This is a genomic window from Bulleidia sp. HCP3S3_C9 (assembly GCF_052064035.1).
In the GTDB taxonomy this organism is placed as follows: domain Bacteria; phylum Bacillota_I; class Bacilli_A; order Erysipelotrichales; family Erysipelotrichaceae; genus Bulleidia.
Window position 1 is genome coordinate 1 of sequence record NZ_JBQHWJ010000040.1, and the last position, 21,553, is coordinate 21,553.

The 21,553-nt window shown below is 37.6% G+C and carries 24 protein-coding genes, 1 pseudogene and 1 other annotated feature; of the genes and pseudogenes, 21 read left to right on the forward strand and 4 right to left on the reverse strand.

What is annotated here, in order from left to right; genetic code table 11:
- Positions 1-189 precede the first annotated feature (189 nt).
- From ACTND6_RS07580 to ACTND6_RS07590, 3 genes are all read left to right on the forward strand, one after another.
- Entirely contained in the window at positions 190-1,017 is an 828-nt protein-coding gene (locus ACTND6_RS07580; RefSeq protein ID WP_441023346.1) for a P-loop NTPase, read from the forward strand.
- Between the two features lie 75 nt (positions 1,018-1,092).
- Positions 1,093-1,770 (forward strand): response regulator, encoded by a 678-nt coding sequence (locus ACTND6_RS07585; protein WP_178175285.1) that lies wholly within the window; start codon positions 1,093-1,095, stop codon positions 1,768-1,770.
- The gene (locus tag ACTND6_RS07590; RefSeq protein ID WP_441023348.1) at positions 1,754-3,190 is read left to right on the forward strand and encodes a sensor histidine kinase; all 1,437 of its coding nucleotides are present in this window, start codon (positions 1,754-1,756) and stop codon (positions 3,188-3,190) included. The genes ACTND6_RS07585 and ACTND6_RS07590 overlap by 17 nt, the downstream gene beginning before the upstream one ends.
- Here ACTND6_RS07590 and ACTND6_RS07595 read toward each other — a convergent pair.
- Complete coding sequence (locus tag ACTND6_RS07595; protein WP_441023350.1) at positions 3,184-4,266, reverse strand: DEAD/DEAH box helicase; 1,083 nt, start codon at positions 4,264-4,266, stop codon at positions 3,184-3,186. The genes ACTND6_RS07590 and ACTND6_RS07595 overlap by 7 nt on opposite strands.
- 77 nt (positions 4,267-4,343) lie before the next feature.
- On the opposite strand from ACTND6_RS07595, the gene ACTND6_RS07600 reads away from it, so the two are divergent.
- The 7 genes from ACTND6_RS07600 (at position 4,344) to ACTND6_RS07630 (ending at position 9,602) form a co-directional block, all read left to right on the forward strand.
- The gene (locus ACTND6_RS07600) at positions 4,344-4,592 is read left to right on the forward strand and encodes a TIGR03905 family TSCPD domain-containing protein (RefSeq protein WP_178175288.1); all 249 of its coding nucleotides are present in this window, start codon (positions 4,344-4,346) and stop codon (positions 4,590-4,592) included.
- A gap of 74 nt (positions 4,593-4,666) precedes the next feature.
- Complete coding sequence (locus tag ACTND6_RS07605) at positions 4,667-5,179, forward strand: hypothetical protein (protein WP_441023353.1); 513 nt, start codon at positions 4,667-4,669, stop codon at positions 5,177-5,179.
- A gap of 2 nt (positions 5,180-5,181) precedes the next feature.
- On the forward strand, positions 5,182-5,631 hold the full coding sequence (gene lspA, locus ACTND6_RS07610) for a signal peptidase II (protein ID WP_441023356.1): 450 nt from the start codon (positions 5,182-5,184) through the stop codon (positions 5,629-5,631).
- The gene (locus ACTND6_RS07615; RefSeq protein WP_441023358.1) at positions 5,628-6,539 is read left to right on the forward strand and encodes an RluA family pseudouridine synthase; all 912 of its coding nucleotides are present in this window, start codon (positions 5,628-5,630) and stop codon (positions 6,537-6,539) included. The genes lspA and ACTND6_RS07615 overlap by 4 nt, the downstream gene beginning before the upstream one ends.
- Positions 6,539-7,048, forward strand: coding sequence for a deoxycytidylate deaminase (locus tag ACTND6_RS07620; protein ID WP_441023360.1), 510 nt, complete (start codon positions 6,539-6,541; stop codon positions 7,046-7,048). The genes ACTND6_RS07615 and ACTND6_RS07620 overlap by 1 nt, the downstream gene beginning before the upstream one ends.
- A 252-nt stretch (positions 7,049-7,300) precedes the next feature.
- Positions 7,301-8,566 carry an RNA-guided endonuclease TnpB family protein gene (locus ACTND6_RS07625; RefSeq protein ID WP_441045086.1) on the forward strand — a complete coding sequence of 422 codons (1,266 nt, stop codon included), beginning with the start codon at positions 7,301-7,303 and terminating at the stop codon, positions 8,564-8,566.
- Between the two features lie 277 nt (positions 8,567-8,843).
- Entirely contained in the window at positions 8,844-9,602 is a 759-nt protein-coding gene (locus ACTND6_RS07630) for an EFR1 family ferrodoxin (protein WP_441023363.1), read from the forward strand.
- 16 nt (positions 9,603-9,618) lie between these two features.
- On the opposite strand, the gene ACTND6_RS07635 is transcribed toward ACTND6_RS07630, so the two are convergent.
- The 3 genes from ACTND6_RS07635 to rpsD form a co-directional block, all read right to left on the reverse strand.
- Positions 9,619-10,782, reverse strand: a complete 1,164-nt coding sequence (locus tag ACTND6_RS07635) for a pyridoxal phosphate-dependent aminotransferase (protein ID WP_441023365.1) — start codon at positions 10,780-10,782, stop codon at positions 9,619-9,621.
- Positions 10,783-10,787: 5 nt separating this feature from the next.
- Entirely contained in the window at positions 10,788-11,762 is a 975-nt protein-coding gene (locus ACTND6_RS07640) for a prephenate dehydratase (protein WP_441023367.1), read from the reverse strand.
- A 308-nt stretch (positions 11,763-12,070) separates the two neighbouring features.
- Positions 12,071-12,673: a 30S ribosomal protein S4 gene (gene rpsD, locus ACTND6_RS07645; RefSeq protein ID WP_441023369.1), complete on the reverse strand. Its 603-nt coding sequence runs from the start codon at positions 12,671-12,673 to the stop codon at positions 12,071-12,073.
- A gap of 289 nt (positions 12,674-12,962) precedes the next feature.
- On the opposite strand from rpsD, the gene ACTND6_RS07650 reads away from it, so the two are divergent.
- The 11 genes and pseudogenes from ACTND6_RS07650 to ACTND6_RS07700 form a co-directional block, all read left to right on the forward strand.
- A complete protein-coding gene (locus ACTND6_RS07650) occupies positions 12,963-14,690 on the forward strand; it encodes a septation ring formation regulator EzrA (protein WP_441023371.1) in 1,728 nt (575 codons plus the stop codon).
- The gene (locus tag ACTND6_RS07655; RefSeq protein ID WP_441023372.1) at positions 14,683-15,813 is read left to right on the forward strand and encodes a cysteine desulfurase family protein; all 1,131 of its coding nucleotides are present in this window, start codon (positions 14,683-14,685) and stop codon (positions 15,811-15,813) included. Before ACTND6_RS07650 ends, ACTND6_RS07655 begins: the two co-directional genes overlap by 8 nt.
- Positions 15,806-16,993, forward strand: a complete 1,188-nt coding sequence (thiI, locus tag ACTND6_RS07660) for a tRNA uracil 4-sulfurtransferase ThiI (RefSeq protein WP_178175875.1) — start codon at positions 15,806-15,808, stop codon at positions 16,991-16,993. Before ACTND6_RS07655 ends, thiI begins: the two co-directional genes overlap by 8 nt.
- A gap of 9 nt (positions 16,994-17,002) precedes the next feature.
- Complete coding sequence (locus ACTND6_RS07665; protein ID WP_178175877.1) at positions 17,003-17,239, forward strand: hypothetical protein; 237 nt, start codon at positions 17,003-17,005, stop codon at positions 17,237-17,239.
- A 58-nt stretch (positions 17,240-17,297) separates the two neighbouring features.
- Positions 17,298-17,370: a sequence feature (ribosomal protein L21 leader region), on the forward strand.
- 17 nt (positions 17,371-17,387) lie between these two features.
- On the forward strand, positions 17,388-17,699 hold the full coding sequence (rplU, locus tag ACTND6_RS07670) for a 50S ribosomal protein L21 (RefSeq protein WP_178175879.1): 312 nt from the start codon (positions 17,388-17,390) through the stop codon (positions 17,697-17,699).
- Positions 17,700-17,704: 5 nt separating this feature from the next.
- Positions 17,705-18,007 carry a ribosomal-processing cysteine protease Prp gene (locus tag ACTND6_RS07675; protein ID WP_441023373.1) on the forward strand — a complete coding sequence of 101 codons (303 nt, stop codon included), beginning with the start codon at positions 17,705-17,707 and terminating at the stop codon, positions 18,005-18,007.
- Positions 18,008-18,011: 4 nt separating this feature from the next.
- Entirely contained in the window at positions 18,012-18,299 is a 288-nt protein-coding gene (gene rpmA, locus ACTND6_RS07680; protein WP_178175883.1) for a 50S ribosomal protein L27, read from the forward strand.
- A 63-nt stretch (positions 18,300-18,362) separates the two neighbouring features.
- Positions 18,363-19,637 (forward strand): GTPase ObgE, encoded by a 1,275-nt coding sequence (gene obgE, locus ACTND6_RS07685; protein ID WP_441023376.1) that lies wholly within the window; start codon positions 18,363-18,365, stop codon positions 19,635-19,637.
- 14 nt (positions 19,638-19,651) lie between these two features.
- Positions 19,652-20,239, forward strand: coding sequence for a Holliday junction branch migration protein RuvA (ruvA, locus tag ACTND6_RS07690; protein ID WP_441023379.1), 588 nt, complete (start codon positions 19,652-19,654; stop codon positions 20,237-20,239).
- An 8-nt stretch (positions 20,240-20,247) separates the two neighbouring features.
- A complete protein-coding gene (ruvB, locus tag ACTND6_RS07695; protein WP_178175889.1) occupies positions 20,248-21,261 on the forward strand; it encodes a Holliday junction branch migration DNA helicase RuvB in 1,014 nt (337 codons plus the stop codon).
- A 180-nt stretch (positions 21,262-21,441) separates the two neighbouring features.
- Positions 21,442-21,543: pseudogene (locus ACTND6_RS07700) on the forward strand (transposase); the annotation flags it as partial.
- Between the last annotated feature and the right edge of the window lie 10 nt (positions 21,544-21,553).

The window sequence follows — 21,553 nt, forward strand, 5'->3', positions numbered from 1 at the left end:
ATTCCACAATAAAAACAGCACTGAATTTACCTGTCAGCACTGTTTCTGCACAACTAATTTCAACTTTAATTTTTTTCTTTTGAAAGTGGAATTTAACTTTTCAGTTCAGCGAAATCCAGTGATAAATGTGTAAAAACTTACAATTTCAAATATTGTGGTAGAATAGACAGGAGGAGATAAAGAAGTATTATGAGTGAAAAAAACTGTAAAGGAAAAACACCAGAAGATTATGGATTTCATATGCCTGAAAAGAAGAATTCTTTTAAGATTGATTTGAATGAAAAGTCTTCTGTGAAGAAAATCATTGGCGTAGTCAGTGGAAAAGGTGGCGTAGGTAAATCTTTCGTCACAAGTATGCTTGCTTGTGAAATGGCAAGAAGAGGATACCGTGTAGGTGTATTGGATGGCGATATTACTGGTCCATCCCAGACAAAGGCATTCGGTATTCATGATAAGGCAATGGGCGATGGGAAATACATTTATCCATATATTACAAAGAATGGAATTCAGGTCATTTCTACAAACATGATTCTAGATTCTGATGAAACGCCAGTTATCTGGAGAGGACCAATGGTTGCGAATATCTTGAAGCAGTTCTATACAGATGTTGTATGGGACAACGTTGACTATATGTTTGTAGATATGCCTCCTGGAACAAGTGATGTTCCTCTAACTGCGTTCCAGTCATTCCCATTAGATGGGATCGTTGTGGTAACAAGCCCACAGGAACTTGTTTCTATGGTTGTTGAAAAGGCAATCAATATGGCACAGTCTATGGATATTAAAGTACTTGGCTTGATTGAAAATATGAGCTATGTGGAATGTCCAAACTGTAATGAAAAGATTGAAATCTTTGGAAAGTCTCATATCAATGAAGTCAGTGAGAAGTATGGCTTGCCAGTTCTTGCAAAGATTCCAATGAGACAGAAGGTTGCTGAAAGTGCAGATGAAGGAACAATGGAAGATCTTGAAATTCCTGAAATCAAAGATGCAGTATCCTTTATTGAAGGAAAATAATTCAGTTTATCATTGGAAAAAATTCACAATGAATTCACATCCATTGCTTACGATAATGTGGTAGAGGTTACGCTTATGACAAGAATATTGATTACAGATGATGAAGACAAGATTCGCTCATTGATTGCGAAATATGCACATCATGAAGGATTTGAAACAGATGAAGCCGCAAATGGAATGGAAGCGGTAGAAAAGTGTGAAAACAATTCATATGATTTAGTTATTATGGATATCATGATGCCTGAATTAGATGGTTTTTCTGCGGTCAAAGAAATCAAAAAAACATGTCCTGACATGCCTTTCATCATGTTGAGTGCCTTAGGGGAAGAGTATGATAAGATTCATGGATTTGATCTAGGTATTGATGACTATGTTGTCAAGCCATTTTCTACAAAGGAATTGATGATGCGTATCCAGGCAATCTTAAAGCGTACTGCTCCAAAAGTAGATATGAGTGATCGATATGTGATTGATACAATGGTGATTGATAATTCCGCTAGAACAGTAACAATTGACAAGGAGCGTGTGCAGCTGTCACCAAAAGAATATGATTTATTATTGTATTTAGTAAAGAATCGTGGCATTGCCTTAACACGTGAGCAGTTATTGAGTAATGTGTGGGGCTATGATTTCTTTGGTGATGATCGTACATTAGATACACATATTAAGCTGCTGCGTAGAAATCTTGGTGAATATGCCAGGTATATCGTTACATTGAGAGGCGTAGGGTACCGTTTTGAAAAAGCTGACTAGTTTAAAATGGGAAATCGGTAAATATCTGATCATCTTCTGTATTCTAACCGCATCTATTGTATTCTTGTTTCAGATTGTCTTACTGCAGCCAATGTATGAAGCAAATAAAATTAAAAGTATTGAGACCGTTGGCTCGTTTGTAGAAAAGTTCATTGAAGATGAAAGACTAGATGAATTCGTTGATTACATGCAGTCACAGTCTGATACATGTATTATGGTGTATCAGTCTTCTTCCAGTGGAGGTATGCAGGGATCGATTGGAAATCGTGGATGTATGATTTCTTCGATTACAAATTCTGAAAGAGCAAAGTTTGTCACAAAAGCAATTGGAAGCAAAAATCATTCTTATCTTGCGCGTGTGACGAATAATTCCAGCGATTTTGGTGTTGATGGTGATCAGGGAGATAACTTTGATACAATTGTGTATACAAAGATTGTCAATGCGGCAGATTACAGCTCCATTATTATGGTTTCTGGTAATATAACACCACTCAATGCAACAACAGAAACACTAGCTTCCCAAATGCGCTATATTGCGTTATTTATGATCGTTGCGGTGGCAATTTTGACGGTATTAATGTATCGACATATCGCAAAACCAATCATTGGTATTACATCCAATGCCAAACAGCTCCCACAGGGAAAGTATACAATTGATCCAAAAACAAACCGCTATAAAGAAGCGGCGGATCTGAACAATACACTTGTACAGGCAGCAAATGATATTCAAAAGGCAGACAAGGCAAAAAGAGATCTGATATCCAATGTCTCTCATGATCTAAGAACACCATTAACAATGATTGGCGGATATGGTGAAATGATGATTGATCTTCCAGAAGAAAAAACAGATGAAAATATTCAAGTCATTGTTGATGAAACGAAGCGATTGAATGCTTTGGTCAATGACTTGCTGGATATGTCTCGTTTACAGGATGGAAGGATCGTTCTGCATAAGGAAGTATTTGATATTTCAGCATTATTAAAAACACAGCTGCAGAAATATGATGTGTATCGTATGCAGGAAGGCTATACGATCGAAAGTGAACTGCTGGATACGATCTACGTCAATGCGGATAAGAAACGTATTGAACAGGTCATCAATAACTTTTTGAACAATGCGGTCAATTACGGTGGTGAAGCAAAACATATCATCGTAAGAGAAATCAAAAAAGAGAATGTTGTGCGTATTGAAGTGCAGGATTTTGGTGAAGGTATTGATCCAGAAGATCTGGATAATATCTGGGATCGTTACTATAAGGTTGATAAGGAACATGTCCGTGTAGCTAATGGCTCTGGCATTGGCTTGAATATTGTTAAGCAATTGCTGGAGCTGCATGGTGTACCGTATGGTGTGAAATCCTCGAAAGGAAAAGGATCAACATTCTATTTTGAAATGCCAATTGAAAAGGGGAATCAGTGATGATTCTCCTTTATGACTTTCTTGAATAAATTGTCATAGCTGTAGCGATGATCATTTTTCGTAATCAATAAATATGCATTTGCTTTTCTTCCATCTCTAGAACATCTTCCAACACGATGAATTAATTGTTCTTCTGTATCAGAAATATCATAGAGAATGACAGTATCTACACTTGGGATATCAATACCTCGACTTGCGACATCCGTTGCACATAGAATCTGTAAATCATGGTTTCGAAAGCTTTCCATGATTTTTTTTCTTGTCTGATAGTTCATATCTGAGTGAATCGTATCACACGAGTAATTTCTTTTCTTTAGCAGTTCAGTTAAGAAATCGCATGTTTTTCTTTTGTTGCAGAAAAGAATACATTGATTCTTTTCCTTGTTTGATAAACGTGTCAGTACATCAATCTTGGATGTTTCTTTTGTCTGTAGAAGATGTACAGTAATATCCTGTTTCTTCTCTGTTTCTTCTTTGATTGTAGTAAGAAATGGATTGCGCAGTATTGTTTTGGCAAGTGCTTTTGTTTCGTCTGTTTCGGTAGCTGAAAACAGCATTGTCTGATGCTCTTTGAGATAGTTGAGACAATCAAGAAGATCTTCTTCAAATCCCATCGACAGCATCATGTCCGCTTCATCAACAACGACCATATCACACATCTTTGTCTTTAATGTATGACGTCTTAGATGATCTTTGATGCGGCTTGGAGTACCAACTACAATATCTGCGCCATTTCGTGATGCCTGGATCTGTTTCTGGATATCATAGCCGCCAGTCAGTAAACTTGTACGAATGCCTTCTCGATTCTTCAAGAGATCTCGAATGACATGTGTAATCTGTATGGATAGTTCTCGTGTAGGTGCGAATATAATACAGCGAGGAAAATGCTTTCCTTTACCTTGCAGTTCAATCTGTTCTAAGACAGGCAATACATAAGCGTATGTCTTTCCGCTGCCAGTTGGAGCTAATGCGCAGATATCTTCGTGATTGATGGCATGTGGAATCACCTGCTGCTGAATATCTGTGAACTTTTCAATGTTTAATGCATCTGTTGTTTCTTTTCTTAATGTAATCATGTATAAGAAAATAGCATTTCTTTTCTCATTTGTACAGTTTTGTGTTAACATTTTACGCAAGGAAAGAGAGTGAAATTATGGCAACATATGAATTTAAACCACAGGGCGTCTGCAGTAAGAAAATGACGTTTGAAATTGAAGGAGATACAATCCAGTCTCTCGTTGTAGAAGGTGGATGCAACGGTAACCTGAAGGGAATCGGTGCTTTAGTTAAAGGCAGAAAGATCCAGGAAGTGATTGATGTATTAGATGGCATTCATTGTGGATTCAAGAACACATCCTGCCCGGATCAGATTGCACAGGCATTAAAACAATACAATCAGTAATTGAAGCGTTTAAATAACGCTTCTTTCTTTATGTCTTTATTTTTTGTATAATTTTGTACGTGATTGGAGTGAATATGACAGTATTTCAAAAAAATCAAAAGTTAAACATTGAATCAGCAGACGGTATCTGGCTGGATTATAAGGACCATCATTGGATCTTCTTTCTAAAAGATCGTGTATGGGACAAAGAAGAATTGCAGAGAGTGAACAAGAGTGATATCCATATTTCTTTTATACAGAAAGGAATTGTAGATGCATTCCTGCTTGAGATCTATGACTGCCTGGAAACAAGTGATATCCCATTCTGCATTAAAGATGGAGATGATACATTGCTTGCTTCTTTAAAAGATGCGCAGGACTACACATTTGAAGTTGTAATCCTGGATGAAGCAAATGTTGTACTGGCAAGTAGAGAAGTGCTTTTACCACATCAGGATAGTGTGATTTTGAAGCAAAGACTTCTTAAAAGATTATCTGAAGACTTTGATGGAGATGCATTTGATAAAGCATATGCATCTTTGGTAAACAAATTTGAACCATATGAACTGGAACAGTTTACAGTCTTCACAAATGAGAAACAGAGGTAAGTATGGCAGTCATAGTTATCAGTACAATTGTAATTGTTTTAGACCTTGTTTCTAAATATATCATTGAAAGTCAAACGGCATTGCAGAATGTAGAAATCATTCCTGGTTTTTTCTCTTTGACATTTGCAAAAAATACAGGTATGGCATGGTCACTGTTAAGTGGCAAGCAGGCATTTTTATCGATTGTTTCTGCGGCTGCAATCGGTGTCATGATTTATTATGTTTTGAAAAAAAACTGTTCAAAGCTAATGAAAATTGCGCTTGCCTTAATGATTGGCGGGGCAGCAGGAAATCTGTTTGACCGCTTATTTTTAGGCTATGTCAGAGACTTTTTAGATTTTATTATTTTTGGATATGACTTTCCAATCTTTAATATTGCAGACAGTGCATTAACGATTGGTGTCATTCTACTATTTATCGTATCAATGAAGGAAGAAAAGAAAAACGTATGAGCTATACAGAATGGATCGTAGAAGAAAGTGGAGCACGCTTAGATAAGTATCTCAGTGAAGTGAGTGAATTATCTCGCACACGTGTACAGGATCTTGCAAAGGAAAAGAAGATCTATGTCAATGGAAAGGCTGAAAAATCATCCTATAAGGTACAGTGTGGAGATACTATCAGCTGTGATGTTCCTGAAAATGAAGAATTGAATGTACAGGCAGAAGACATTCCATTAGATATCCTGTATGAAGATGATGATATTATCGTGATTAACAAGCCAAAGGGAATGGTTGTTCATCCAGCACCAGGAAATTATTCTGGTACGTTAGTGAATGCATTGTTGTATCACTGTAAAGATCTTTCTGGAATTAATGGTGTGATTCGTCCTGGTATCGTGCATCGTATTGATAAAGATACAACGGGATGTATTGTTGCCTGTAAGAATGATCTTGCGCATAATGCAATCGCAAAACAGCTGGAAACAAAACAATGCCATCGAGAATATATTGCGTTGGTAGATGGCAATATTGCCAATGAAGCTGGTGTGATCGATGCCCCAATTGGAAGAGACCGTAGAGACCGTCAAAAGATGACAGTAACACCAACAAATTCTAAGGATGCTAGAACACACTTTAAAGTGAAGGAAAGATTTCAGCACTATACATTAATGGATTGTTCTTTAGAGACTGGCAGAACACACCAGATTCGTGTTCATATGAAATATATCAATCATCCAGTCACAGGAGATGAAAAGTATGGCAGAAAGTGTGCAATGATGGATACACAGGGACAGTGTCTGCATGCATACCAATTGACTCTTGTACATCCTTCAACACATCAAAAGATGACATTTACTGCACCACTTCCAGATTACTTTGAAACATTATTAGAAAAGCTAAGAAGAGAGGATATCTAATGGAAAAAAGAGTCGACAACGTTCTTACATGGGATGAGTATTTCATGGGACTTGCCCATCTTTCTGCATTGCGCTCCAAAGATCCGAATACTCAGGTTGGTGCGGCAATTGTTGATGAAAATCATAGAGTTGTATCTGTAGGCTATAATGGATTTCCTACGGGTGTCAGTGATGATGAATTTCCTTGGAGCAGAGAAGGGGATGTATTAACTTCCAAGTATGCCTTTGTGGTTCATGCAGAGTTGAATGCAATCTTGAATTCTCAAAGAAGTGTGAGAGGCTGTACAATCTATGTTTCTTTATTTCCATGTAACGAATGTGCGAAAGCAATCATTCAATCTGGAATTAAAAAGATTGTTTATGAATCTGATAAGTACAATGGTGTGGATACAAACATTGCTTCCAAGCGTATGCTAAAAGCAGCAGGCGTTGAACTTGTTCGCATCAGCAATACCATTTCCATTCAGGTAGAAAAGAAAATCAACGAGGAATCGTCTACAAACGAATGAATGAATATTTATGCTATAGTATAAATGGTTAGTAATAACTAACCACGGAGATAGCATATGTCAATCATACTTGCCTGTGTCCTTATAATTGGATTCATAATAATTTAAAGGAAACATCGCCTCTTTAGAGGCGGTTTGACTATGTTTCCACACCTTCCTTTCTACAACTTTATGTATAATAAAAAATGCTATATTTTAGCATAAATATGCGGTTTTTTAACATTTTATGGTATAATATATATACCATACGAAATGACCGAGATTGTTAAGACAATGAAATTGCATATTCACGTGCAGGATAGCGATATTCGTTCTGTTGAACATTTAACAGAGCAGTATCGTCTTGCATGTAATTTTGTGTCTCAATACATTTTTGACCATAACTTTCCCATGAGCTCTGTTACTCTAAGCAACAAGCTGTATCAGACGATACGTTCTGACTTTGGATTGAAGTCACAGTTGACACAATCCGCTATCCGAACTGTAACTGCTCGCTATGATTCGATTAGAACACAAATGAAGAGAAAACCTTACAAGTTCAAGGATATCTTCACCAGCAAGTGGTACCGTGTCTATCGCACATTAGACTGGTTACAGAAACCTGTTCTTTTCTCAAGGCCACAGGCTGATCTGGTCAGGAACAGAGACTACAGCTTTGTAACAGACAAGAAATCAGATACAACATATCTTTCTTTGAATACCTTAGATGGACGTATTAAGGCTACTTTTGATGTGCCTCCATGTTTTAAAGATTACTTTGATGGTACATGGTCTTTTGGTACAGGTAAGATTGTCTCTTTAAAGAATGAGTGGTACTTTCACATCCCTATGACAAAGAAAGATGATGTTGTATTTGATAAAGAGTCCATCAAACATGTTGTTGGTATTGACAGAGGCTTATGTTATCTGATGACAACCTATGACGAGAAAGATGAAGCTTCCTTCTACTCTGGCGAAGCTGTTCGTAAAAAGAGAGAATCCTTCAACAAAGTCAGAGCTGAATTACAGTCGAAAGGTACAAAATCCGCAAAACGTGCATTGAAACGATTATCTGGACGAGAGAACCGTTGGATGAGCAATGTGAATCATTGCTTGTCAAAGACACTCGTAGATAAATACGGAAGCAATACACTTTTTGTGATGGAAGACCTTTCAGATGTCAGCTTTGATGAAAACCTTGAAAGACGCTCTGACCAACAGCGTAATGAACTGCGTTCCTGGTCTTTCTACCAGTTAGAACAGTATCTTACGTATAAAGCAGAAGCTATTGGCTCACAGATATTAAAGATATCACCAGAGTACACATCACAAAGATGTCCTAAGTGTGGAAGAATCCATAAAGCTAACAGAGATCACGATAAACATCTGTATACCTGTGACTTTTGTGGCTATCAGGCTAACGATGATCAGGTAGGTGCCATGAACATTCAGCTGTTAGGAACATTATGGATATCCGGCAATGAAAATCCAAAGTTTAAGCTTTCTGAGCAAGAAAAACCATTAGCACTAACAAATTAACAGATTCCAATACGGGTGCCCGTCAATCACCCGACGATGTAGCCACAATCCTCTGTACCGAGGGAGACTAAATGTCTAATATGGGAGCACTATATAATATAGTGACGCTAGGACCATATGAGTGAGTTACAAGCTTCGTCCCTTTAGGGGCGGAGTAATTGACTCAATTACGAACATTCATAAAAAAGCGGGCTAGAAAGCAATAGGAGAAGCAATTCTCCTTTTTGTTTAAAGTAACAGGTATAATTTTATGTAGAATAAGAGAAAGGTTTTAGAAATGATTTTATATTTCAGTGCGACAGGGAACAGTAAATATATTGCGGAAACAATTGCAAAGAGCATGAATGATGAATGCATGTCCATTGTTTCATGTATCAGGGAGAATCGCTACTGCTTTGAAAATGAAAAAGTGCTAGGTATCGTATCACCAACGTATTTTTGGAGACTACCTAGAATCGTTGCGATGTTTCTAGAAAATATCCAGATGATAAACTGTGCATATACATTTTGTGTGTTCAGTTATGGTACAACTACTGGTTCCGTTACTCATTTCACAAAGAAACTGATGCAAAAAAACAATCATATGTTTGATGCTTACTATAGTGTAATGATGCCGGATACCTTGACACCAATGTTTGATCTGACAAATCAAAAGAAAGTTGATGCAAAACTTTCTGAAGGTGAGAATCGGCTGCAGCATATCATCACAAAAATACAGACAAAAACAAATGGAGATTTTGTGAAAGGAAAACTGCCAGTATGCATCTGTGTACTGCCATCTTTTTACATGTACCATACAGAAAGAAAGACAAAACATTTATCTGTTAACAAGGATGTTTGTATTGGGTGTGGTTTATGTGCTAAAAAATGTCCAGTACAGGCGATTGACATGAAAGATGGCTATCCGGTTTGGATAGAAAACGAATGTGAAATGTGTCTTGGGTGTCTGCATCGCTGTCCTATGTTTGCGATACAGTATGGAAATGGTAAAACAAACAAACACGGACAATACAGAAATCCAAATACTACAATATAAAAAACCGATGATTTTTTTATCGGTTTTGCATTGCCTGTTTGATTCTTGTTACTGCTTTTTCTAATTCTTCATCGCTTGCCGCAAATGAGAAACGAACGTGATTTGTATCACCTGGTGAAAATGCTTTTCCACTGACAGAAGCAACATGAGCCTTTTCTAGTAAGAAGTCAGCAATGGCATCACTGTCTTTAAAACCATCAAATTTTACCCATGCATAGAAGGCACCATCTGGATTAGAAGCTTCCACACCATCAATCGCATTCAATCCGGAAATAAAGAAATCTCTGCGTCTTTGATAAGCCTGACGCATTCTTTCAATATCGTCATAACTGTTTAATGCGACAACACCACCATATTGAATAAACTGATTCACACATGTAATAGAATGTGAATATACTTTGTTCATATAGCCAATATTTTCTTTGGAAGCTGTAATATATCCCATTCTCCATCCTGTCATTGCATAGCCTTTGGAAAATCCAAAGACAGAAATCACATAGTCCTGAATGTTCTTTCTTGTGGCTAAGGATGTATGCTTGTGATCATAGATAATATGTTCATACATTTCATCCACAAGAACATGGATCTTTGTTTCTAGAATGTATGCTTCCAAGGCATCTAGTTCTTCTTTTGTTAGATCATGTCCTGTTGGGTTGGATGGGGAACAGACGATGACAAGCTTTGTGTGATCTGTTGTGACTGATAACAGTTTTTCTTTTGTCAGTGTAAAGTTGTCTTTTTCACTGAGTTCTAGAAATACAGGTGTTGCACCACTCAGCGTAATCATAGATTCATACGAAACCCATGCTGGAGCAACAATAATCACTTCATCTTCTGGATTTAACAATGCCTGCATGCAAAGAAATAATGAATACTTTCCACCAGGCGTAAGAATCAGTTGAGATGGATCAATTGTAATCTTGTTTTCACGCTGCAGCTTTTCTGTGATTGCCTGCCTTAATTCTGGAATCATACCAGAAGCAACGTAATGTGTTTTTCCTTCATTCAATGCCTGAATTGTTGCATCTTTGATCTGTTTTGGTGTATCAAAGTTTGGCTCACCACCAGCAAGATTGACAACATCAATACCATCACAAATCATTTTCTTGGCTTTATCATTCATTTTTAACGTCGCGCTTTCTTTCAAGCTTTTGACGTAACTGTTTCCGAGTTCTCTCATATGATCTACGCTTTCTTGTAATTTCCTAACAGACGGAATGTGGAAGCCTTTGCTTTCATTTCTTCGATGGCCTTGCTGACAGAACCATCACGCATATTGCCTAAGAAGTCGATATAGAAATAATATCGCCAGTTTTCTTCTTTGATAGGTCTAGATTCAATCTTCTCCAGATTGACGCCATACAGTGTTGTGATTTCCAGCATCGTTGATAATGAACCAACAACATGAGGGAGGGTAAAGACGACAGATACTTTATCACTGTCAACAGGTGAAATAAATTCTCTGGAAACGACCATGAATCTTGTTTTGTTTGTCTTGTCGTTCTGGATTGCTTTCTGCAGCATTTCTAATCCATATAATTCACATGCGAGTCTAGAAGCAATTGCAGCTTTTGTTGGATCTTTTGCTTCACTGACGTATTGTGCTGCCATAGCAGTATCTTTGTATGGCATAGGATTCATATAGCGATGTGCGAAAAAGAAATCGGAAGACTGTGCAAGTCCCTGTGGATGTGAATAGACTTCTTTGATATCTTCTAGCTTTGTACCTTTGATTCCCATCAGACACTGATCAACATTGACTGCAGTTTCACCTACAATATAGAAACCATATTTACGAATTAAATCATAGTTATCATTGATAGCGCCTGTAGAGGAGTTTTCAATTGGCAGTACACCATAATCAATATCACCATTCTTTAATGCAATATAAACATCTTCAAACTCAGGATAGCCAATTGTTTTTACATCCTTTGAAAAGAAGTTCTGACAAGCCTGTTCAGAGAATGCACCACTGACACCTTGATAGCCAACGAGTGGGGAAGGTGTAAACGTAGTTTTGTATGAAACTGTGGAAGCAATTAAATCTAACTGTTTTGTTAACTGCTCAATTTCAGATACATGTTCACTGTTTGTCTTTGCAACTCTTTCTTTCATGAGTTCTAAGATTTGTTCGTCTAGTTGTTTTAAATCACGCTGCATAGTAAATACCTCAATATGATAATTAGAATACGACGAAAATTTTCATTTGCAAAGAAATATTTTTCAATAAAAAAGAAAAAAAGAGTCATCTAGTGAATGGCTCACAGTTTAAAGAAACAATAAGAATAGAAATCTTTCATATAAGGGATAATGCTGGATAAAACATTTTTCTACCAGTTTCTACCAAAACTTGCAAAAATGATGCGCAATAGAAGTATACAACAAAAAATGAAAATACAGATATTGGCATAAATCAGCTAAAAAAGAAAAGAGCCATCCAATGGATGACTCTAAGCGTAATCAACTTTTTATCTGTTGTAGTATTCAACGATGAGGGATTCATTGAGTTCCTGGTTGAGTTCATTTCTTTCAGGAAGTCTTACGAATGTACCTTTCTTGTTATCCTTGTCTACATCAACGAATGCTGGTGTAGCAATATTGGATTCAAGAGCTTCATTGATTACTGCGAAGTTTCTAGCGTTTTCTCTTACAGAGATAACCTGACCTGGCTTGATTTCAGCACTTGGGATGTCTAATTTCTTGCCATCAACTTCAATATGTCCGTGGTTAACGAGCTGTCTAGCTGCCTTTCTTGTTCTAGCGAAACCCATACGATAAACGAGGTTATCTAATCTGGATTCAAGAAGAACGAGAAAGTTTACACCTGCCATACCATCCATCTTGGATGCCTTCTGGAAAAGGTTAGCAAACTGCTTTTCGTTTAGACCATACATGTTACGAACTCTCTGCTTTTCACGAAGCTGAGTACCGTAACCGCTCAGTTTAATACGCTTTGTAGGACCATGCTGTCCTGGAGCATAAGTTCTTTTCTTAAGCTCTTCGCCTGTTTCTAAAATGGAGAAGCTTAAGCGTCTAGCTTTCTTCCAAACAGGACCTGTGTAACGTGCCATGTGTTATTCCTCCTTATGACATAAGCGAAACAACAACAGGTATAGATCATCAATAAGGGGTGTTGTTACAATGACATTTCGCTGTTTCAGCTCAGTTACTTTGCCTAGATAAATATCTTAACAACGCCTGTCTTATGACTCTACAAGCTGCTATTATTTGACGCACTTGGTATTATAGGCATACAAAAGGTTTTCGTCAACAAAATTCTTATTGCATTTCCTCTATTTCAGAATTTATGATTTCATGATAATATATTTAAGATTAGTTAGAAATGCAGAGGGTAATGTTATGAATCAGATTTTGAGTATTATCTCCGATATAAGAGTAGTGATAGGAATTGCGGTCGTTGTATTGATCTTGGCTGTATGGCTGATTGTTGAAAAGGTTCGTACAAAGAAATTCAGAAAAGAATTAGAAGGGCTGGAAAAGCGATATAACGCAATTAAATCGATTCCTTTAACATTTAAAATGAATAAGGCTGTGACTGCTGCTAGAAGCAATGCAGATACAGCAAACAAAGTAAATGAAGCAAAGAAAAGCTATGATATGACGCAGGCTTCCATTCGCAAGATCAGTGAGAATCTTGCAAATTGTGAAGATGCAATTCTGCTTGGTAAATTAAGAAAAGCAGATGATATCATGAGTGAACTTGAAACAGACATTTCCTTAACGACAAAAGAAGCGAATGATCTGGATGCTTACTTGAATGATATTCTTGCAAAAGAAACAGCACAGCGCCAGGAAGTAACAACACTCAAGAATCGTTTCCGCGCATTGAAGTCTACAGCACAGGAAAATGCAGGCAAGCTTTCTTACAACTGGAATGCGATTGAAACAAAGATCACAGATACAGAAAAGATGTTCTCTACATTTGAAGACTGGATGTATTCTAGTGACTATGAACGTGCAAATAAAGAATTGGATGTGATCCAGACAAGCATGCAGGAGCTTGAAAGCATGCTTGATGATATGCCTTCCTTATTAGAAGATGCACGTGGTGTTGTTCCAAATATGCTGGAAGCATGTGCAAAGGATTACAAGAAGTGCATGTCACGAGGAGTGTATCTCAAGCATCTTGATGTAGAAACAAATCTTCGATCCATTGACAAGGCACTGAAAGAAGATCAGCTGAAACTTAAGAATGGTGAAGCAAATGGTGTTGCAGAACATTTGACAACATATAAAGAACGTATTGATCAGCTGTCCAAGCAGATTCATACAGAAAGTTCTTCTTTTGATCAGATGAAATCTTTAACTAGAGATACAGAAGAAGTATTTGAAGAAGCAAACAAGAATGCGAGATTTGTTACTTCTGAGCTTAGTGCAAATGGTGAAAAGTATGGCTTACAGTCATTGCTTGCGGAAGCTACAAAGCAAAACGATGCTTTAACTGCTTTAAATACAACAAAGAATAATGTACTGGATGCAGAAAAGAATTACATGATGCCAGCTTCCATGGTCGTTGTAAATATTGCTGATCTTAATCAGAAAGTAACAAATGTCAATCATGCCTTGAAAGACATCAAGAGCAGAATTGAAATGGCTACAGGTGATGAAGATCGTGCAAGCAAGCAATTGACAAAGCTGCAGATCATCATGAATCTCATGCAGGTTAAGATCCGTAAGTATAAACTGCCAAATATTTCAGAACAGTATGAAGATGATATGCGTAAGGCATATGAATATATCCGCTCATTGGATGGCTTGATGAAAGAAAGTCCAATCAATATGCAGTTATTGAATTCAACATTGCAGGAAGCTTTAGACTTTATCTATAAGCTTTACAACAATGTCAATAATGTTGTTGGTACAGTTGTGATGGTTGAAAACACAATCGTATTTGGAAACCGTTATCGTTCAACATATGCTGATATTGACTCTGAACTGACGCGCAGTGAACTGTGTTTCAGAAATGGAGAATATACAAAGGCATTGACAATTGCGATTGCTACGATTGAAAAGATTCATCCAGGAAACTATGAATATATGATTAAGGAGAATTCTAAAGGTGCTTGATAGAGTATATTTTGACAACGCCTCTACAACAAATATTCATCCTGAAGTACTGAAAAGCTATATTTCTTTATTACAGAAATACTATGTAAATTCTGAGTCGATTTATAATGAAGGAATTGAAATCAACAGTATGATGGAAAAAGCCCGTCGAGCAATCGCCGGGCTTTTGGGAGTTCAAGCTTCGGATGTCATTTTTACTTCTGGTTCAAGTGAATCCAACACTTCCGCAATTAAAGGCGTTTGTTTTGCAAATAAGAACAAAAAACATATTATTACAACTAATGTAGAACATTCTTCCATTTTGAACTGCTGCAGGCAGATGGAAGAAGTGTTTGGCTATCACGTGACATATCTTCCTGTAGATTCTACAGGGAAGGTATCTTTGAAACAGGTGATGGATGCAATGGATGAAGATACGGCAATCGTATCCATTATGTATGTCAATAATGAATCTGGTGCAGTCAATCCAATCAATGAAATCAGCGAATATGTCAAAAAGAAGACACATGCATATATGCATGTTGACTTGACACAATCCATTGGCAAAGTACCACTGGATATGACAAATATCGATCTTGCTTCTATCTCTGCACATAAGCTGGAAGGTTTGAAGGGCAGTGGTATTCTTGTGAAAAAATCCTTTGTTCCTTATGTTCCGCTCATCAATGGAGGAGAACAGGAATTTGGCATCCGTGGGGGAACAAGCAATGCGCTTGTTGATATGATGTTTGCGAAGACATTGCGTCTTGCTTTAGAAAACGGGAAGAAATATCATTCCTGTATCCAAGAAATGCATGACCACCTGATTGCGGGATTAAAAAGTATTGAAGGTGTAGAAATCAATTCGCCATCAGATGCAATTGCTTCTACAATCAACTTCTCCTATGAAAATATTCCTAGTGAAGTAATGCAGAATGCTTTGAATGAAGGTGGGTTTATGGTCAGCGCACGCAGTACATGTGATTCAAAGTCTATGAATCCAAGCTATGTTCTAGAGGCAATGGGTTTCAGCAAGAAAAGAGCTTCTTCCTGTATTCGTATATCTCTTTCGTATCACAATACATTAGAAGAAGTCGATCGTTTTATTGAAGTATTGAAAGGAGTCATTCAACTATATGGTTAAATATGATACAGTCTTGATCCGTTATGGTGAACTTTCAACAAAGGGAAAGAATCGTAAGGATTTTATTACACGTTTATTTCATAACGTAAAGTATGCATTGCGTGACTATCCAGATTTGACATATCAGAAGACACATGATCGTATCTACATTAAATTAACAGATGAAGATACTGATGAAATCAGTGCAAAACTAAAGAGAGTCTTTGGTATCAGTTCTTTCTCATTTACAGAAAAGGTAGAAAGCAATATTGAAGAAATCAAAAAGACATGCCTGCGTATTGCATCTGAATCTAACAAGAAGACATTCAAGATGATGACAAAGCGTCACGACAAGTCTTTTCCAATGATTTCTGATGAAATCAATCGATCATGTGCCGGAGAAATCCTGCACAATACAGATTTAACTGTAGATGTACACAATCCTGAACTGCTGATTCGTGTAGAAGTGCATGAAAAGTATACATATATTACATCTGACAAGATCAAGGGTGCAGGTGGATATCCAGCAGGTATCAATGGAAAGGTTTTATTACTGCTTTCAGGAGGTATTGACTCACCAGTTGCGGCGTATGAACTCATGAAGCGTGGCTTATTTGTAGAAGCTATTCACTTTGCTTCTCCACCATATACTTCTGAAGCTGCACGAAACAAAGTATTAAAGCTTGCGGAAATGATGAGTGAATATCAAGGTTCCATGCGTGTTCACGTAATCAACTTTACGGATATTCAATTGAACATCTATAAGACAGCTGGTGATCCATATGCGGTAACAATCATGAGAAGAATGATGTATCGCTTAGCAGAAAGAGTTGCTCAGGCATCTCATTGCTTAGCAATCGGTACAGGAGAATCTGTTGGTCAGGTTGCTTCTCAGACACTGGAATCTATCGCAGTCATCAATGAAACAATCACAATGCCAGTACTTCGTCCACTTGTATGCTTTGACAAGGTTGAAATTATTGATCTGGCACGTCAAATTGGAACATATGAAACAAGTATTCTTCCATTTGAAGACTGCTGTACGATCTTTGATCCAAAAAATCCAGTTACACATCCAACAAGTGAAAAGAGTGTACATTATGAAACAATGTTTGATTATGAAACATTGTTAAATGAGGCGATTGAAAAGCAGGAAGTGATTTCGGTATATCCAAGAAAGGAAGAGGAAGAATTCCTCTAAGGAAATTCTATGGCATATCATAATAAAGTATCTGCATCAAAATTCGAAAAGAATGCGACAGGTGCAGAAAAGTTCAGCGAACAGGAACTTATGGACGCTGTGAATCATACTGTTGTTGATGTTGAGTTAGATGATAACTATTCAACAAAACAGAAACTCAAGATTTATGCAGTTTTGACAAGCTTATCTAACTGCAGCGAGAAAGAACGCAAGAAATACGCAAAGAAAGTAAAGAAATTACTGTAAGTTTTGATTGACGCGGACGTCTTGTTCGTGTAATATATCTACGTTATCAGCCCTCTTGCGAGGTCTGTAACCGCACAAAAAAGGGTTTTAAGAACACAGTGTTCCCCTTAATGGCGCGTCTTATGATAAATGTCAGGAGGTGTAACAAATGTACGCAATTATCGAAACAGGCGGAAAGCAGCTCAAGGTTGAAGCTGGCAAGGAAATCTACGTTGAAAAGTTAGATGTAGAAGCTGGAGATCAAGTAGTATTTGACAAGGTAGTTCTCGTTAGCAACGAAAGCACAAAGATCGGAACACCATATGTAGATGGTGCTAAGGTTACTTGTACTGTTGTTAAGCAGGGCAAGGAAAAGAAGATCAGAATCTTCAAGTACAAGTCCAAGAAGGGTTCTACAAGAAGAAGACAGGGTCACAGACAACCATATACAAAGTTGACTGTTGATGCTATTGAGGCTTAATCAAAATGATTCAAATTACCGCAAAGCGAAACCAGTACATTGACGAATTAGAAGTCAAAGGACATGCCGGAAGTGATGAGTACGGCAGAGATCTTGTATGTGCAATTGTGAGCGGTATTGTTACTGGGCTGGCGAATGCATTGTATGAAATGGCTCATGAAGAAGATATCATTCTGGATGAAGGATATGTACGTATCAAACTGCATCATCCATCATCTGCAACAGATATCATCATGAATACCGCAATCATTCAATTAAAAACAGCACAGGAAGTAAACAAAGATTTTATAAGAATAATGGAGGTTTAATACTATGAAGTTCACTCTGAATATGCAGTTATTCGCATCCAAAAAGGGTGTATCATCCACAAAGAACGGAAGAGATTCTGCTGGTAGAAGACTTGGTGCAAAGAAAGCCGATGGTCAATACACAAACGCTGGTTCTATCCTCTATAGACAAAGAGGAACAAGAATCATGCCTGGCAAGAACGTTATGCGTGGTGGCGATGATACTTTGTTCGCAACAGCTGCAGGTATTGTTAAGTATGAACGTTTAGGCAGAGACAAGAAACAGGTTTCTGTTTATCCAGTTGAAGCTTAAGTCATGATACTCCTGAATATTAGTATTCAGGAGTTTTTTTAACAGAAGAGAAAGGAGACCACAATGATTGATTTTATTAAAATGCATGTAAAAGCAGGTGATGGTGGAAGAGGTATCGTTGCCTGGAGACGTGAAAAGTTTTATCCAATGGGTGGACCTGCCGGAGGAGATGGCGGTAATGGTGGTTCCGTTTATTTTGCCGTAGATACAAATGAGACAACATTAACGAAGCTTCGTTTTACAAAATCTGTAAAAGCAGGAAATGGTTCCCCTGGTCTGATCAAGAAGATGCATGGAAAAAGTGGAGATGATGTTGTGATCGGTGTTCCACTTGGTACAATGATACGAAATGCAGAAAATGGTGATCTCTTAGCGGATCTGACGAAACCTGGACAGAAAGTGCTCATTGCCCATGGTGGTAAAGGTGGACTTGGTAATCATCATTTTGCGACTGCTAGAAATGATGCACCAGAATACGCACAGCCTGGTGAAGTTGGTGAATCCTTAGATATTCAAATTGAGCTGCGTTTACTCGCAGATGCTGGTTTGATTGGTTTTCCATCTGTAGGAAAATCAACATTCCTGTCTGTCGTAACAAATGCAAGACCAGAAATTGCTGCTTATCCTTTTACAACGATTGAACCAAATATTGGTGTTGTCGATCTTGGAAATGAAAAAGGATTTGTACTTGCAGATATGCCAGGATTAATTGAAGGTGCTGGTGAAGGCAGAGGTCTTGGACATGAATTCCTGCGTCATATTCGTAGATGCCGTGTTTTGATTCATGTCATTGATATGAGTGGTGAAGCAGGAGATCCTGTTGAGTGCTATGATATTATCAACAAAGAATTGGCTACGTATGATGCAGATCTAGAAAAGAAACCACAGATCGTTGTCGCAAACAAAATGGATGATGAATATGCATCCATGTATCTGGATGAATTCAAGAAAGCGTATCCTGATATTAAGATCTATGAAGTATCTACTTTAAAACATATTGGTTTAAAGGAAGTATTGTATGCGGCAATGGATGAAATTGACAATGCAAAGGTTGTTGAAGCTGAAAATGCTGCTCCAATTGAAGAAACAATTGTATATCGCTATCAGCCAAAGCGTCCTGATTTCTATATTGAAAAGGATGCACCAGGCAGATGGAAAGTTGTTTCTCAGAAGATTGACAATCTTGTCGATACATATGATCTTGATGATCCAGATCAGGCATACCAGCTTGGTTTGCAGCTGGATAAGATGGGTGTAGATCAAGCATTGCGTGAAGCGGGTGCAAGAGATGGCGACCAGGTTATCGTCAATAACTATATCTTAGACTTTAAAGACTAGAAAGAGAGTGAATCATGATTGCTTTTATCAAAGGAATCGTTGCTTCCTATACAAGCGACAGTGTTATTGTGGATCACAATGGTATGGGATGGGAAATTGCCTATCCACATACAGATGCATTGTCTTTGAATGCTGAAGTGGTGATTTATACATACCTGCATATTTTTGAGGGTGGTATGAATCTGTATGGTTTTTCTTCTCAACAAGAAAAAGACTTATTCCTGCGTTTGATTTCTGTTAAAGGTCTTGGTCCGAAAACCGCAATGAATATGCTTGCAAAAGCAGGATATGAAGCAATCATTCAGTCAATTGCATCTGGAGATGTTGCATCATTAAAGAAAATGCCAGGAATTGGTGCAAAAAGTGCTTCACAGATTGTTCTTGATCTACAGGGAAAACTTGTACCAGCTGAAACCACATCTTCTAAGCAGTCTCTTTCAAAATATCCAAAAGAAATTCTTGATGCGGTTGAAGGCTTGAAGAATCTTGGATACAAGCAGTCAGAACTTTCTAATTGCATTCATTATATGGCGGAAAACCCTGGATTGTCTGTTGAACAGTATATGTCCATGGGTCTACGCTTCATGGCGAAAGCTAAATAGGAGTGTATATGGAAGAAAATGAACGTTTAATGAGCTCTACAGAAGTCGTTGGAGATGAGGAAGAAAGTATTCGTCCTGGATCGTTGGATGAATATATTGGTCAGGATTCTTTAAAGGAAAATCTTAGAATCTATATTCAGGCAGCTTTGCAGAGAAATGAATCTTTAGATCATGTATTGCTTTATGGTCCTCCAGGTCTTGGGAAAACAACATTGTCATACATTCTTTCTCATGAAATGCATACAAATATCAAGATCATTACTGGTCCAAGTATTTCTAAACCTGGAGATCTTGCAAGTGTACTGTCTACACTGGATGCCGGTGATATCTTGTTTATTGATGAAATCCATCGTCTGCCTAAAGTTGTTGAAGAAGTACTGTATCCCGCAATGGAAGACTTTGAAATGGATGTTATGGTCGGTGGTGAAAATGGTCAGGGCGGAAGAAGTGTTCGACTGCCTCTGCCTCCATTTACACTTGTCGGCGCTACGACGCGTGCAGGAGATCTTTCTTCTCCATTGCGTGATCGATTTGGTATTATTTCAAAACTGGAATACTACAATGAAGCACAATTATCCGCAATCATTGCGCGTTCCAGCAGAGTCTTAGGTGTTTCTATCGATGAAGATGCAATCATTGAAATTGCGAAACGTTCTAGAGGAACACCACGTATTGCCAATCGCCTGTTACGTAGAATTCGTGACTTTGCACAGGTATTGAACAATGGTTTGATTTCTAAAGCAATTGTAGATGATGCACTTGTTCGATTGCATGTTGATTCTCTAGGTCTTGATGAAGTTGATATTCGCTATCTTAGAGGTATCATTGAAAGATTCCATGGTGGACCTGTTGGACTGGAAGCATTGGCAAATTCTATTTCTGAAGAAACAACGACACTGGAAGATGTCTATGAGCCATACTTGATTCAGATTGGCTTTGTCAATCGTACAAGCAGAGGCAGAGTTGTTACAGAAAAGGCATATGAACATTTAGGGATACATCACCCTGAAACTTTGTTCTAACACATATCAAACTGGTATGTGTTTTTTTTGCCTTTTCAAGAAAGTGCATATTCGATATAATTTAGACAATATAGAGGAAAGTATGAAAAAACAACGGAATAAAAAAGATTCATTTGCGAAAACATATTTTTTGTATTTTTCTGTGATTATTTTACTGGCTTTGTTTCTGGTGTTTCTTTACGACTTCCGAGTTTGTGGACTAACAGTTATTTTGTAAGCACTGTTGGTGGTGCTCCACTTGCAGTCATTAAACAATACATTGAGAATCAGAAAAGCGTGTAGGTATAAATAT

What these genes read in the sequence shown, in the direction of transcription:
- ACTND6_RS07580 (WP_441023346.1), top strand. Translation starts at nt 190, where the DNA reads ATGAGTGAAAAAAACTGTAAAGGAAAAACACCAGAAGATTATGGATTT.
- ACTND6_RS07585 (WP_178175285.1), top strand. Translation starts at nt 1,093, where the DNA reads ATGACAAGAATATTGATTACAGATGATGAAGACAAGATTCGCTCATTG.
- ACTND6_RS07595 (WP_441023350.1), bottom strand. Translation starts at nt 4,266, where the DNA reads ATGATTACATTAAGAAAAGAAACAACAGATGCATTAAACATTGAAAAG.
- ACTND6_RS07600 (WP_178175288.1), top strand. Translation starts at nt 4,344, where the DNA reads ATGGCAACATATGAATTTAAACCACAGGGCGTCTGCAGTAAGAAAATG.
- ACTND6_RS07605 (WP_441023353.1), top strand. Translation starts at nt 4,667, where the DNA reads ATGACAGTATTTCAAAAAAATCAAAAGTTAAACATTGAATCAGCAGAC.
- lspA (WP_441023356.1), top strand. Translation starts at nt 5,182, where the DNA reads ATGGCAGTCATAGTTATCAGTACAATTGTAATTGTTTTAGACCTTGTT.
- ACTND6_RS07615 (WP_441023358.1), top strand. Translation starts at nt 5,628, where the DNA reads ATGAGCTATACAGAATGGATCGTAGAAGAAAGTGGAGCACGCTTAGAT.
- ACTND6_RS07620 (WP_441023360.1), top strand. Translation starts at nt 6,539, where the DNA reads ATGGAAAAAAGAGTCGACAACGTTCTTACATGGGATGAGTATTTCATG.
- ACTND6_RS07625 (WP_441045086.1), top strand. Translation starts at nt 7,301, where the DNA reads ATGACCGAGATTGTTAAGACAATGAAATTGCATATTCACGTGCAGGAT.
- ACTND6_RS07630 (WP_441023363.1), top strand. Translation starts at nt 8,844, where the DNA reads ATGATTTTATATTTCAGTGCGACAGGGAACAGTAAATATATTGCGGAA.
- ACTND6_RS07635 (WP_441023365.1), bottom strand. Translation starts at nt 10,782, where the DNA reads ATGAGAGAACTCGGAAACAGTTACGTCAAAAGCTTGAAAGAAAGCGCG.
- ACTND6_RS07640 (WP_441023367.1), bottom strand. Translation starts at nt 11,762, where the DNA reads ATGCAGCGTGATTTAAAACAACTAGACGAACAAATCTTAGAACTCATG.
- rpsD (WP_441023369.1), bottom strand. Translation starts at nt 12,673, where the DNA reads ATGGCACGTTACACAGGTCCTGTTTGGAAGAAAGCTAGACGCTTAAGC.
- ACTND6_RS07650 (WP_441023371.1), top strand. Translation starts at nt 12,963, where the DNA reads ATGAATCAGATTTTGAGTATTATCTCCGATATAAGAGTAGTGATAGGA.
- thiI (WP_178175875.1), top strand. Translation starts at nt 15,806, where the DNA reads ATGGTTAAATATGATACAGTCTTGATCCGTTATGGTGAACTTTCAACA.
- ACTND6_RS07665 (WP_178175877.1), top strand. Translation starts at nt 17,003, where the DNA reads ATGGCATATCATAATAAAGTATCTGCATCAAAATTCGAAAAGAATGCG.
- rplU (WP_178175879.1), top strand. Translation starts at nt 17,388, where the DNA reads ATGTACGCAATTATCGAAACAGGCGGAAAGCAGCTCAAGGTTGAAGCT.
- ACTND6_RS07675 (WP_441023373.1), top strand. Translation starts at nt 17,705, where the DNA reads ATGATTCAAATTACCGCAAAGCGAAACCAGTACATTGACGAATTAGAA.
- rpmA (WP_178175883.1), top strand. Translation starts at nt 18,012, where the DNA reads ATGAAGTTCACTCTGAATATGCAGTTATTCGCATCCAAAAAGGGTGTA.
- obgE (WP_441023376.1), top strand. Translation starts at nt 18,363, where the DNA reads ATGATTGATTTTATTAAAATGCATGTAAAAGCAGGTGATGGTGGAAGA.
- ruvA (WP_441023379.1), top strand. Translation starts at nt 19,652, where the DNA reads ATGATTGCTTTTATCAAAGGAATCGTTGCTTCCTATACAAGCGACAGT.
- ruvB (WP_178175889.1), top strand. Translation starts at nt 20,248, where the DNA reads ATGGAAGAAAATGAACGTTTAATGAGCTCTACAGAAGTCGTTGGAGAT.